Consider the following 12,098-nt stretch of genomic DNA (forward strand, 5'->3'; position numbering starts at 1 on the left):
TGATAGGCCGGAGATGTAAGCACGGTAACGTGTTGAGTTGACCGGTACTAATAGGCCGAGGGCTTAACCACCCTAAACATTTTACTTGCGTCCACTGTGTGATTCACAGCAAACGAACAACCACCCCACACTGTGGGTTGCTGGTTGTGTCGCACGCTGATGGCTGTTTCGGTGGTCATAGCGGAGGGGAAACGCCCGGTTACATTCCGAACCCGGTAGCTAAGCCCTCCAGCGCCGATGGTACTGCACTCGGGAGGGTGTGGGAGAGTAGGACGCCGCCGGACTCAACGTGATAGAAAGGCCCACCCCGTACGGGGTGGGCCTTTCTTTTTGTCTCGTGAATACTGGACGGAATGCGACACATCATCGGGCTGGCGGTGGCGGTCACCGGACTGACACTGATCAGTGGATGCCACCGTCCGCCGACCCGCGTGGACGGGCCCGCGGTGCCGGTCGGTGCGGCTCCACCCAGCTCGGCCGCGACGCCGAGCCCCACGCCCAGCCGGATCGCGTCGCTATCCGTTTCGCTGTCCGTGGTGCGCCCGTCACCTACCGAGCCGGCGGTGGCGAGCAGCAGGCCGAAACCGCTCGATCTGGTGCTGGGGCCGGACGGGGCGGGACCTCTGAAACTTGGCATGACCCTCAAACAGGCGCTGGCGACCGGAGTGGTTTCCAAGGTCGGCTCGACCGGTGACACGTGCAGCGGCGACTACTGGCTCGAGACCGACGACGGCAATGCGCAGCTTCACTTCAAGGGCGGTCACGGCCTGGTCGCCATCAGCGCCTACTGGGGGACCAGGACGGTGGAGGGCATCGAGTTCAACAGCAGCTACGCCGAGGTGCTGGAGGCGTACCCTGACTTCGCGATGGTTATCGGTGGAAATGCGGAGTTCGCGTACGGCGAGGTCGATGTGCCAGGGAACAGGGACGCCACCTACAACATCCGGGTCCAGCACAACCTGGTGGACCGCATCGACCTGGAGATGAGAGGCGAAGCCTGCTACTAGGTGGCGGCGCTGTGGGCGTACCCCGAAAAAGGTCCTTCTTGACAGGAGCGTGCTGTTTTCGGCATAGAGGGGGTACGCAAGCCGACCATGAAGGAGGGGCGATGCGGATCAGTGACATTCTCCGGGTGAAGGGTGGACAGGTCGTCACGGTGAATCCGGATGCTACGACCGAGCGGCTGTTGGCCGTTCTGGCGGAGCACCGGATCGGGGCGGCGGTGGTGTCGCGCGATGGCGTGGTGGTCGACGGCATCGTCAGTGAACGGGACGTGGTGCGGGCCCTCGCGGCTCGTGGGGCGGCCGTGCTGACGGAGCCGGTGAGTGCGATCGCGACCACACAGGTGCGGACGGTGACGCCGGATTCGCGGTTGGAGGACGTCGAGCGGTTGATGACCGAGCGGCGGTTCCGGCATGTTCCGGTGGTGGTGGACGGGGTGCTGCGCGGGGTGGTCAGCATCGGGGACGTGGTCAAGAACCGGATCGACGAGTTGGAGACCGAGCGGAGTGAACTGGCCGGGTACATCACCGGCGAGCGGTAGACACACGAGGACGCCACCGCCCGAACGTGGGCGGTGGCGTCCTTTCGTGCCGGTCGGTCAGCGGTGCAGTAGCGAGGCCAGCCGGCCCCGGGCGCGGGACGCCTTCGCGGCGCGGCGCCGGTGCAGGAAGACGGCGGCCGCCGCCGCGCCGGCCAGCGCGAGAACGGTGGCCGTCGTCGACTTCGGATTCCGGCGGGCCGCCTGGCCGGCGGCCGTAGCCTTGGTCCGGGCCGTGGTGACGGCCTGACGGGTGCGGGAGGGGGAGTCGGCGGAGCCGTTCCCGGAGATGGAGTCGACGCTCTCGGGCGCGTCACCGTACGTGATCTGGTTCGTGGTCATCGCTCACCTCTCTTTGGACATATGCCCGATGGAGATTCGCCTCGGCTCGGCTTCTGGATGGGTTTGCCCCGTCGAAACCGGAAACCAACATGGGTTCACGCTCCAGGACCGACGCTAATCGGACAGTACGTCCGGCGTTGTCCGAGAACCGACACAACCGGGGGTCAGCTGCGAGCTTCGGCAGGCTCCTCCGGTTCCGAAATGGAGTCGGTGGAATCAGCGGATTCGGTGGAATCGGCGTCGGCGCCCGAGGAGGAGTCGGAAACGGCGGAGGAGGAGTCGGAAGCGGCGGACGACTCGGCCGCCGTCGAGGAGGCGTAGACGGTGGCCGTGTTGGCGGATCCGTAGATCACCGGAACCGCGACCGTGGTGGTGCGGGCGAAGTACTCGGCAATCGCCTCGGCCTCGTCGTCCTCCTCCTCGGCGACCTCCACGTAGGCATGCTGGGTCACCCCGGGCGGCGCCACGTCGTCGGCGTCCGAGACCAGCCGGTCGCGGGTCAGCGGCTCGTGGTGCGGCGTGATCCCGGTCGGCTGGGTGCGCGCGTGCGGCACCAGGGCGCCGGCGCTCTTCGGCACGTTCACCAGCACCGGGCTGACGTTGTCGTGCACCACCTCGGCCAGCTCGTCCAGGGCCCGGCGGACCGACTCCCGGCTGGTCCGGGCGAAGTCGCCGACCAGCAGGATGTGGTCGCTGAGCGCGGCCAGGGCGATCGCGTCGGAGGCGCTGAGCACCGCCGTCGAGTCGAGGACGACCACGTCGGCGTGCTTCTGGACGGCGTGCAGGACCCGGGCCAGCCGGCCGCTGTCGAGCAGGTCGACGTGCTCGCCCTCCTCGCGCCGGCCGGCCGGGATGACGTGCAGGCCGGGAACCGGCGTCTCCTCGAGGACCTCCTCGACTCCCGCCTCGCCGTCGAGCAGGGTGGTGAGGCCGTACTCGCCGGAGATCCCGAAGACGTGGTGCAGCTGCGGGTGGCGCAGGTCGGCGTCGACCAGGATCACCGAGCGGCCGGCCTGGGCCAGGGTGACGGCCAGGTTGGCGGCCGTGGTGGTCCGGCCCTGCCGGTCGCCGGGGCTGGTCACCAGGACGGTGGTGGCGGTCGTCGGCCGCAGTGACGGCTGCAGGCGGGTGCGCAGGTAGCGGTACGACTCGGCGGCCGGCGACGTGGGATCGCGCAGCACCACCGGGGCGCCGCTCGTGGTGCCGGCCGGGCGCTTGTGGCGGGGCACGGTGGCGAGCACCGGCACACCGGTGAGCCGCTCGTAGTCGTCGCGGCCGCGGATCAGGCCACGGGTACGGGAGCGCAGCAGCGCGGTGCCGGCGCCGAGCAGCAGGCCGGCCGCGAGTCCGGCGGCCAGGTCGGGGCCGAGCGGGCGGGTCACCGGGGTGTCGGGGAGGCTGGGCTCGCTGAGCACGGTCACGCCGGTGGGTCCGGTGGCGCGGTAGTTCACGTACGCCTCGACGAGGGCCCGCGCACGGATCCGGGCGCTGAAGCGGTTGTCCGCGGTGTAGGCGAAGCGGAGCACGTTCGCGTCCTGGGTGACCTCGATGGTGAGGTCCTCCAGGAAGGACGCCTTGTCGGCGCCGACCCGGCCCGCGGCCGGAAGCACGACCGCGTCGGAGAGCGCGACCGCACGCTCCGTGCCGACATCCGGGGTCACCGGTGTGAGGATGGACGCGGTGGTCGGTGCGGCGCTCGGGCCCACGGTCGCCGGGGCCGCGGCGGTGAGGCGGGCCTCGACGAGGACCGTCGCCTCGGACTCGTAGCCGGATGGCGCCGACTGGTTCAGACCGTAGGCGGCAGCGACTGCCGCCGTCGTCACCACCAGTGTCCATGGACCGTATCGGCGCAATAGTCGCGCGGATCGTCCGTAGGTCGTCATCGCGGCAGTCCCTCCCCGTTTTCGGATCTCAAGCCGGAGATTCTTCCACCGATCGATCACTTCCCGCGTCGATCATTCCGGCGATTTCCGTCTCGTTGCTACGGCCGGTGAGCGCTGCCGGCCGGGGATATGACGCGAATCTCGTCATCGATTCCGACAATTGTCCGGAAGTCCGCAGAAGGAGCATTCACCGAAAGTGGCGGCCATTGCACGGTATGCGCATTCCGATTTCGCCCGGTGTCGTACTGCATTAAAGCTGTTTGCCCGTCGTGTCATCCCTGATCCGCGGGCCTCGGTCACCGGGGCGGGCCGCCCGGGTCGGTACCGGCGGTCACGGGGGCGCGGGCGGCACGGGTGAGGAACCGCAGGAGGGGGCGCAGTTCCGCGGGGACCGTGGGCTCGGCCACGGTCGCGCGCCAGTGCCGCCCGCCGCATTCGACGGCCAGCTGGTAACGGGTCAGATCGGCCCGGCAGGCCGCGCCGATCTCCGCGCCCACCCTGGTCAGGTCCAGGTCCTGGACGAGGCGGCGCAGCTCGCGGGCCTCATCGAGGGGAAGGGTCGCGGAGTCGAGCACCACGCGGAGGGAGCGGTCCGTGAATCCGCCGGTCCGGCGCAGCTCGGCTCGTATATGGGAGGTCACGTCTGAAGAGAGTGGCATCGACCCGACACGACGGCTGTCAGATCAAGGCCACTGGGCACTGTCGATTCTTGAACAGGCGGATCAGTTCTCCGGGCGGCCCAGCCGCCAGTAGCCCATGAACGCGACGGCGCGCCGGTCCACCCCGCACTCCGACACGAGGTGCCGGCGCAACGTCTTGATCACCGCGGCCTCGCCGGCCAGCCAGGCGTAGAAGCCGTCCGGTGTGGCCGTGGACTCCTCCGGCACCTCCCACAGCAGGTCGTGGTCCACGTCCACGTCCTCCAGCTCGGCCGGGGCGGCCGGGGCCGTGCAGTCGGCGAGCAGCCGGGCGGCGGCGGCGCGCACCGCGGGGATCAGCTTCATCCCGTGGGCCTCGCCGTCGCGGGGCAGCCAGGTCACGGTGAACCCGGGCGGCGCGGCGACGGTCAGGTGGTCGCCGGCCGACGGCACCTCCAGCAGCGCCTCACCGACCGCGCCGGCCGGCAGCGCGGACAGGATCGAGCAGATCGCCGGGGTCGCGGTCTCGTCGCCGACCAGCAGGATCCGGCGGGTGGCGGCCGGCGGGTGGAAGTCGATGCCGCCGGCCACGCCCGGGAAGTCGGCGTTCGGGCCCATGATCATCATGGTCGAGCCGGGGACCGCGTCGACCGCCCAGCGGGAGGCCGGGCCGGTCACCCCGTGCAGCACCATGTCGACGTCGATCTCGCGTTCGGCGGTGCGGACGGCGCGGACCGTGTAGGTCCGGATCGGGTTGCGCTGGTCCTCCGGCAGGTCACGCCACTGCGTGTACCAGTCGAGACCGGTCGGCATGTGCTCGTGACCACTGCCGGGCAGCGGCGGGATCAGCTTGATCCGCTGGTCCCAGCCGTTGTCGGCGAACCGGTCCAGGTCGTCGCCGGTGAACGTCACCCGCAGGAAGTTCGGGCTCAGCCGGGTCAGCCGGGCGACCCGGGCCGGGAAGAACCGGAACGGGGGCGCCTCGGTGGGCACGACGGTCTGGGTCACGGAAGCCTCCCGCGTCTCTTAAGGTAACCCTAACCTAACCGCTGGCCCCGGAAAGCGCACCACCGGCCCACCCGCTCCCTTACCGCAACGCCGGTTGTCCACCGATCCGGCCCGCCGTCGCCGAACGGACTGTCACCAGCGACGAGGAGGGCGACATGCCGCAGACACCGACCACGGAGATCACGTTCAGCGACGCGAGCATGCCGTGGGCCGTCGGAGACTGGTCCAGCACCATCCATCCGCCGACCGTCCTCGTCGCCGACAACGACGAGGGCATCCGCGATCTGATCGCCTTCCATCTGCGGGCCGCCGGTTACCACACGCTGGAGGCCGCCGACGGCCGCACCGCGATGGCCCTCGCCGTCAACGAGCGACCGCAGCTGATCCTGCTCGACGTCTCCATGCCGGGGCTCGACGGGCTCGGCTTCTGCTACGAGCTGCACTCGTCGCCGCAGACCGCGGACATCCCGGTGATGATCGTCAGTAGCCACGGCGCGCCGGCAGACGTCGACCTCGGGCACATCGTCGGCGCCGAGGACTACCTGGTCAAACCCTTCGCCTCGGCCGAGCTCCTGCGCCGGGTCCAGCGCCTGCTTCCGCTCGGCGACTGAAAAACCCCTATCTCGTACGCCTACCCGTCCCGCCGTGGGCGACCCGCGAGGCGGGTGGGTGGTGCGGACCGTGCCGCGCCCGCCGGGCGTGAGTGGGTGGCCGGGCCCGCGAGTGGGGTGGGTGGTGCGCACCGTGCCGCGGCCGCCTGGCGTGCGGATGGTTGGTTGCGGCCGTGCCGCGCCCGCCGGGCGTGAGTGGGTGGCCGGGCCCGCGAGTGAGGTGGGTGGTGCGGGCCGTGCCGCGGCCGCCTGGCGTGCGGATGGTTGGTTGCGGCCATGCCGCGCCCGCCGGGCGTGAGCGGAGTGGCCGGGCCCGCTAGTGAGGTGGGTGGTCAGGACCCGTGCCGCGCCCGCTGGGTGGTGCGGGCCGTCAGCGGGCGCCGTGTACGAGGGCGACGCTGCACCTGGCGCGATGCAGCAGATGCCGGCCGACCGAGGGGCGCAGCGCCACCCGCAGGACTCGGCGCACCCGGGCGCCGGCCACCACCAGCTGGGCGCCGGCGGCCGCCTCGGCCAATACCTCGCCCGGGGCGCCGACCAGGATCTCGGTGCTCACCGGGACGCCCGGGAAGCGGCGCCGCCAACAGTCCACCACCGCCTGCAACCGGCGGCGCTCGCCGGCCACCGCGCACAGGTTGGCGTCGGAGAGCAGGTCACGGCCGGCCGGCGCCGGCCAGCCGTGCACCGCGCGCACGCCGACGCCCCGGACCGCGGCCTGCTCGAAGGCGAATCCGAGGACCAGGCCGGCGGAGGGGGAGTCGTCCACCCCGGCGACCACCGGGTCGGTGTCCCGGGGTTCACCGCGGACCACCACGACCGGGCAGCGGGCATGCGTGCCGACCGAGGCGCTGGTGGAGCCGAGCAGCGCCCGGACGGCCGAGTGGCGGGGCCCGCCGACCACCACGAGGGTGGCCTCGGCGCTGCGCTGCGCCAGGGCCACCGCCGCGGTGCCGTGTTCGACCCGGGTGTGCAGCCGGACGCTGGGATGGGTGACGGCGGCGGCCTCGATCGCCCGGGACAGCATCTCCCCGACCGCGTCGTCGGTGTCGGTGTCGGGGTAGACGGCGGCGGCCGGCATCATCGCGGCGGCGGGGACGTAACTGGGCCACTCGAAGGCGTACAGCAGCTCCACCGTGGCATCGGTGCGCTCGGCTTCGTCCAGCGCCCAGCGGGCGGCCTTCCGGGCGTCGCACGATCCGTCATAGCCCACGACGATCCTCTGAGTGGCCACGGCGCCGCCTCCCTGTGCTCCTCCCCTGATCGTGGTGGGTCGGGATCAGTTCTTCAATACCGTGAGCACGGCTTGCGCCACACCGGTCGACGAGGCCGGGTTCTGGCCGGTGACCAGCCGGCCGTCGGTGACGACGTGCGGCTGCCAGTCGGCGGCGCCGGTGTGCTTCGCGCCGAGCTCCTCGAGGCGGCTCTGCAGCGGGAACGGAACCACCTCGGTGAGGCCCACCGCGCTCTCCTCGGCGTCGGTGAACGCCGCGATGTTCTTCCCGGCGACCAGCGGGGTGCCGTCGGACAGGGTGAGGCCGACGAGGGCGGCCGGGCCGTGGCAGACGGCGGCCACCACGCCGCCGCGCTCGTACAGGTCGCGGGCGAAGGTGGTCAGGGCGGTGTCGGTGGGGAAGTCCCACATGGCGCCGTGCCCGCCGGCGAACAGGACGGCGTCGTAGCCGGCCGGGTCGACGTCGGCGAACCGCGGGGTGGCGGTCAGGTCGACCCGCTCGGTGAAGTCGCGCTGCACCGGGTCGGACAGGTCGGCGCCGTCGACCGGCGGTTCGCCGCCGGCCACCGAGGCGAACTCGACGGTGTAGCCGGCCTCGGTGAAGACCTGCCACGGGTGTGCCGCCTCGGGCAGGTAGTAGCCGGTGGAGCGGAGCCCGCCCAGGTCGCCGTGACTGGTCAGGCCGATGAGGATCTTCTTGGTTGCGGTCATGTCCCTACGATGCCTCGCACCAGCCATCGGAAACCAAGAGAAGAAGTTTTGGCAGCCATAGGAATACTGATGGCATGTTGGATCTGCTGCACACGTTCCTGGCGGTCTACCGGGCGGGCACGCTGACCCGGGCGGCCGAGAGTCTCGGGCTGTCCCAGCCGACCGTGACGGCGCAGCTGCGCGGCCTGGAATCGCGGATCGGGCAGCCGCTGTTCGTGCGCGGGGCGCGCGGGGTCACCCCGACCGCCGCCGCCGACGACCTGGCCCGCCGGCTGGACGGGCCGATGGACGTGCTGGCCGGAGTGGTCGGCGGGTTGCTCGGCACGCCGGGGCCGGCCGGGCGGACCCTGCATCTGGGCGGGCCGGCCGAGCTGATGACGGCCCGGGTGCTGCCGTCGCTGGCCGGCACGTTCGAGGCCGGGGTGAGCGTCCGGGTCCGGCTCGGGCTGGCCGACGACCTGCTGGCCGAGCTGTCCGACGGGCGGCTCGACCTGGTGGTCAGCGCGGTCCGCCCGCGCCGGGCCGGCATCCACGCCGAACCCCTGTACGACGAGGAGTTCACGCTGGTCGCGGCGCCGCTGTTCCTGAGCGCCCGGGACCGCGCCGACGTTCACGAGCTGCCGCTGCTGGCCTACGCCGAGGAGCTGCCGATCGTGCGCCGCTGGTGGCGGCACGTCCTGGGCGGGCCACCGCCCCGGCGGGCCGTCCTGGTCGTTCCGGATCTGCGGGCGCTGCGCGCGGCCGCGGTCGCCGGGATCGGCGCCACCGTGCTGCCCCGCTACCTGGTGGCCGACGACCTCACCGACGGCACGCTGACCGAGATCATGCCCACCGACGATCCGCCGATCAACACGCTCTACCTGGCCACCCGCACGGCGACCCGGGACGAGCCGCACATCGCCCGGGCCCGGGAGGCGCTGCTCACCCGGGCCCGTCGCTGGTGACCTGCCCGCCGCCGGCGAGGGTGGCCTTCCCGCCACCGGTCACGATGCCGGTGATCCAGGGTTCGACGACCTCGCCGAGCAGGGCGGACAGCGCGGCGGCGGCGCCGGGGGAGAGTGGGGCGAACGCGCCCGAGTTGGTGGCCTGGACCGCGGCGGCGGCCCGTCCGGCCAGTTCGTGACCGGCCGGCGTGGGGCACAGCCAGATCCGGCGCCGGTCGGTCTCGTCGCGTTCGCGTTCGATCAGCCCGGCCGACTCGAGACGGTCGGCGAGCGGGGTGACCGAGGACTGCTGCACGTGCAGCATGCGAGCCAGCGCCCGCCCGGTCAGACCCTCGTGCTGGCCGAGCACGTAGAGGGCGAGCAGATCCAGGGAGGGCATCTCGAAATCATCGGCCACATCGTCCACGGCGCTCTGCACGAGGCGGCCGGCCTGGAGGACCAGATAGCCGAGTTCACGCCTCACCACTGTTTCAAAGTTACCGGGATCACGCTTCCGAGGTGCGGGAACGGAAACGTGGAGTTGATCTAAGGGGGTTAGAGTCCTGGCGCTGGGTCTGGGTTTAGTCGGTATTTTTCAGCTTAAGCCAGGCGAAGCGGAGTACGCCCCGAGTACCCCATTTTGAGGAGAAAAAGAACCATGGCTGTCAAGGCCGAGTACCTGTGGGTCGACGGAACCCAGCCCACCGCCAAGCTGCGTTCCAAGACCAAGATCCTGGCCGACGGCGAGAAGCCCGGCATCTGGGGCTTCGACGGCTCGAGCACCAACCAGGCGCCCGGCGACAAGTCCGACTGTGTCCTCCAGCCGGTCTTCATCTGCCCGGACCCGATCCGTGGCGGCGACAACATCATCGTGCTGTGCGAGGTCGAGCTGATCGACGGCACCCCGCACCCCACCAACACCCGCGCCCCGCTGCGCGCGATCGCCGAGAAGTACGCCGACCAGGAGGCGATCTTCGGCATCGAGCAGGAGTACACCTTCTTCAAGGACGGCCGTCCGCTCGGCTTCCCGGTCGGCGGCGGCTACCCGGCCCCGCAGGGCGGCTACTACTGCGGCGTCGGCGCGGACGAGGTCTTCGGCCGTGAGATCGTCGAGGAGCACATGGACGCGGTGCTCGCCGCGGGCCTGCACCTGTCCGGCATCAACGCCGAGGTCATGCCGGGTCAGTGGGAGTTCCAGATCGGCCCGGTCGCCGCGCCGCAGGTCGCCGACGAGCTGTGGGTCGCCCGCTGGCTGCTCTACCGCATCGCCGAGAAGCACGGCGTCTCCGCCACCCTGGACCCGAAGCCGGTCAAGGGCGACTGGAACGGCGCCGGCGCGCACACCAACTTCTCCACCAAGGCCATGCGCGAGGGCTACGACGCGATCATCGCGGGTTGCGAGGCGCTGGGCAAGAAGCGCCAGGAGCACGTGGACGGCTACGGCGCCGGCATCGAGCACCGCCTCACCGGCCTGCACGAGACCGCCCCGTGGACCGAGTACAGCTACGGCGTCTCCGACCGTGGCGCGTCGGTGCGTATCCCGTGGCAGGTCGAGCGGGACGGCAAGGGTTACATCGAGGACCGCCGCCCGAACGCCAACGTGGACCCGTACGTGGTCACCCGCCTGCTGATCGACACGATCTGCTCCGAGCTGGCCTGATCGTCGCCGAAGGCCGCCGTGCGTATTCTTCGCGCGGTGGCCTTCGACGTTCTCCCCGGTGATCCCGCGTCGCCGGTGATCCTGCACGTACCCCATTCCTCCCGGAATGTCATTGAATCCGGGCTGTATCCGGACATTGTCGCCGAGGAATTGGACCACCTCACCGACGCGCACACCGATCTGATCGCGCTCGGCGCCGCCGCCACCGCGGCCCGGCGGCCGTGGATCTTCATGAACCGGCTGTCCCGCCTGGTCGTCGACCCGGAGCGGTTCATCGACGACGAGATGGTCCGGGCCGGCATGGGGCCGGTCTACACCCACGGCCATGCCGGCCGGCGGTTGCGCGACGACGATCCCTCGCGCGACGCGAAGCTCCTGCACGAGCACTTCCATCCGTACGCCGAAGCGATGACCGGCCTCGTCGACGACCGCCTGGCCGCGACCGGGCGTGCGGTGATCCTCGACGTGCACTCCTATCCGACGGCGCCGCTGCCGTACGAGCTGCACGCCGACGGCCCGCGCCCACCGGTCTGCCTGGGCACCCATCCGGTGCACACCCCGGACCGGCTGCTGGCCGCGGCCCGGGCGGCGTTCGGCGACACCGGCCTGAACAGCCCGTTCGCCGGTTGCTACGTCCCGCTCGAGCACTACGACCGGGACCAGGCCGTCTGGGCGCTGATGGTGGAGATCCGCCGTGACCAGTACATGGTCGAGCCGGGCGGCCCACCGACCGAAGGGATCGACCGCCTGGCCCGGGCGCTGGCCATCCTCGTCGATACGGTTCCGGCGCACCGGTGACCCGCCCGGGTGGCAGCTTTCCGGCTGTCGGAGTGACATGATGACCCGGTGGTGAACTTCGAGGCGAGGACATCCGCCGGCGACGGCCGCGTCGTCGTGGCACTCGCCGGGGAGTGTGACCTGGCGACCCGCGAGCAGCTGACCGCCGTCCTGCTCGACGCGGTGAACCAGGCCCGGCTCGTGTTCGTCGACATGGCCGGGCTCACCTTCATCGACTCCAGCGGAGTGCACAGCCTGGTCACGGCGCACCACGCCGCCAAGCAGACCGGCGGCCGCGTCTACGTGCTCAACGCCACCGGCCCGGTCGCCGCCGTCCTCGAACTCACCGGCCTCGACACCCTGCTGCGCGCTCCCGCCGAAGAGCGCCGTCATGTCTGAGACCGTCGATGGAATGTCGTACCACGTTCCCGACGACCTGCGGGCCGTCCGCGCCTTCGTCACCGAGCGGGCGCTGGCGCTCGGCCTGTCCGAGGCCCGGGTCGACGTGCTCACCCTCGCGGTCAGCGAGCTGACCACCAACACGTTGCAGCACACCGGCGGCGGCGGCCACATCCGGGTCTGGGCGGAGGGCGGCCGCCTGGTCTGCGACGTCGTCGACCAGGGATCCGACCGGCCGTTCGGGCGGGCCATGCCGTCGGCCGAGGCGGTGCGGGGGCGCGGGCTGGCGATCGTCGAGCGGGTCTGCGACGCCGTCTACACGACCGCGGTTCCGGGCGGCACCCTCGTACGGATCTGCCTGGATCTCTAGATTTT

General features: G+C 71.1%; 15 protein-coding genes and 1 rRNA gene. 9 read left to right on the forward strand and 7 right to left on the reverse strand.

The genetic code is table 11. The features are described from left to right. Positions 1-167: 167 nt before the first annotated feature. The 3 genes from rrf (at position 168) to J5X75_RS10450 (ending at position 1,543) form a co-directional block, all read left to right on the forward strand. A 5S ribosomal RNA gene (rrf, locus tag J5X75_RS10440) occupies positions 168-284 on the forward strand. A gap of 93 nt (positions 285-377) precedes the next feature. Further along, positions 378-1,007 carry a hypothetical protein gene (locus J5X75_RS10445; protein WP_208467148.1) on the forward strand — a complete coding sequence of 210 codons (630 nt, stop codon included), beginning with the start codon at positions 378-380 and terminating at the stop codon, positions 1,005-1,007. A 101-nt stretch (positions 1,008-1,108) separates the two neighbouring features. Continuing rightward, entirely contained in the window at positions 1,109-1,543 is a 435-nt protein-coding gene (locus tag J5X75_RS10450) for a CBS domain-containing protein (protein WP_208467149.1), read from the forward strand. 57 nt (positions 1,544-1,600) lie between these two features. On the opposite strand, the gene J5X75_RS10455 is transcribed toward J5X75_RS10450, so the two are convergent. The 4 genes from J5X75_RS10455 to J5X75_RS10470 form a co-directional block, all read right to left on the reverse strand. Further along, a complete protein-coding gene (locus J5X75_RS10455; protein ID WP_208467150.1) occupies positions 1,601-1,882 on the reverse strand; it encodes a hypothetical protein in 282 nt (93 codons plus the stop codon). Between the two features lie 164 nt (positions 1,883-2,046). Next, positions 2,047-3,705 (reverse strand): polysaccharide biosynthesis tyrosine autokinase, encoded by a 1,659-nt coding sequence (locus J5X75_RS10460; protein WP_208467151.1) that lies wholly within the window; start codon positions 3,703-3,705, stop codon positions 2,047-2,049. Between the two features lie 356 nt (positions 3,706-4,061). Then, the gene (locus J5X75_RS10465; protein WP_208467152.1) at positions 4,062-4,424 is read right to left on the reverse strand and encodes a protealysin inhibitor emfourin; all 363 of its coding nucleotides are present in this window, start codon (positions 4,422-4,424) and stop codon (positions 4,062-4,064) included. Between the two features lie 63 nt (positions 4,425-4,487). Beyond that, positions 4,488-5,411, reverse strand: a complete 924-nt coding sequence (locus J5X75_RS10470) for a siderophore-interacting protein (protein ID WP_208467153.1) — start codon at positions 5,409-5,411, stop codon at positions 4,488-4,490. A 155-nt stretch (positions 5,412-5,566) separates the two neighbouring features. Here J5X75_RS10470 and J5X75_RS10475 point away from each other — a divergent pair, with 155 nt between their 5' ends. Further along, entirely contained in the window at positions 5,567-6,022 is a 456-nt protein-coding gene (locus J5X75_RS10475) for a response regulator transcription factor (protein ID WP_208467154.1), read from the forward strand. 370 nt (positions 6,023-6,392) lie between these two features. On the opposite strand, the gene J5X75_RS10480 is transcribed toward J5X75_RS10475, so the two are convergent. Together J5X75_RS10480 and J5X75_RS10485 are read right to left on the reverse strand one after the other, a co-directional pair. Further along, on the reverse strand, positions 6,393-7,253 hold the full coding sequence (locus J5X75_RS10480; RefSeq protein ID WP_208467155.1) for a universal stress protein: 861 nt from the start codon (positions 7,251-7,253) through the stop codon (positions 6,393-6,395). Positions 7,254-7,298: 45 nt separating this feature from the next. Further along, positions 7,299-7,964 carry a type 1 glutamine amidotransferase domain-containing protein gene (locus J5X75_RS10485; RefSeq protein ID WP_208467156.1) on the reverse strand — a complete coding sequence of 222 codons (666 nt, stop codon included), beginning with the start codon at positions 7,962-7,964 and terminating at the stop codon, positions 7,299-7,301. A 74-nt stretch (positions 7,965-8,038) separates the two neighbouring features. Here J5X75_RS10485 and J5X75_RS10490 point away from each other — a divergent pair, with 74 nt between their 5' ends. Next, positions 8,039-8,908, forward strand: coding sequence for a LysR family transcriptional regulator (locus J5X75_RS10490; RefSeq protein ID WP_208467157.1), 870 nt, complete (start codon positions 8,039-8,041; stop codon positions 8,906-8,908). On the opposite strand, the gene J5X75_RS10495 is transcribed toward J5X75_RS10490, so the two are convergent. Then, complete coding sequence (locus tag J5X75_RS10495) at positions 8,886-9,374, reverse strand: MarR family winged helix-turn-helix transcriptional regulator (RefSeq protein ID WP_208467158.1); 489 nt, start codon at positions 9,372-9,374, stop codon at positions 8,886-8,888. The genes J5X75_RS10490 and J5X75_RS10495 overlap by 23 nt on opposite strands. 171 nt (positions 9,375-9,545) lie before the next feature. On the opposite strand from J5X75_RS10495, the gene glnII reads away from it, so the two are divergent. The 4 genes from glnII to J5X75_RS10515 are packed head-to-tail and all read left to right on the forward strand — an operon-like array spanning position 9,546 to position 12,093. Beyond that, positions 9,546-10,547, forward strand: coding sequence for a glutamine synthetase (glnII, locus tag J5X75_RS10500; RefSeq protein ID WP_208467159.1), 1,002 nt, complete (start codon positions 9,546-9,548; stop codon positions 10,545-10,547). A 36-nt stretch (positions 10,548-10,583) separates the two neighbouring features. Further along, a complete protein-coding gene (locus J5X75_RS10505; protein ID WP_208467160.1) occupies positions 10,584-11,345 on the forward strand; it encodes an N-formylglutamate amidohydrolase in 762 nt (253 codons plus the stop codon). Between the two features lie 48 nt (positions 11,346-11,393). After that, positions 11,394-11,723 carry an STAS domain-containing protein gene (locus tag J5X75_RS10510; protein WP_208467161.1) on the forward strand — a complete coding sequence of 110 codons (330 nt, stop codon included), beginning with the start codon at positions 11,394-11,396 and terminating at the stop codon, positions 11,721-11,723. Continuing rightward, positions 11,716-12,093, forward strand: a complete 378-nt coding sequence (locus tag J5X75_RS10515) for an ATP-binding protein (RefSeq protein WP_208467162.1) — start codon at positions 11,716-11,718, stop codon at positions 12,091-12,093. The genes J5X75_RS10510 and J5X75_RS10515 overlap by 8 nt, the downstream gene beginning before the upstream one ends. The last annotated feature ends 5 nt before the right edge of the window (positions 12,094-12,098 follow it).

The sequence above is a fragment of the Actinoplanes flavus genome (assembly GCF_017592555.1).
GTDB lineage: Bacteria > Actinomycetota > Actinomycetes > Mycobacteriales > Micromonosporaceae > Actinoplanes > Actinoplanes flavus.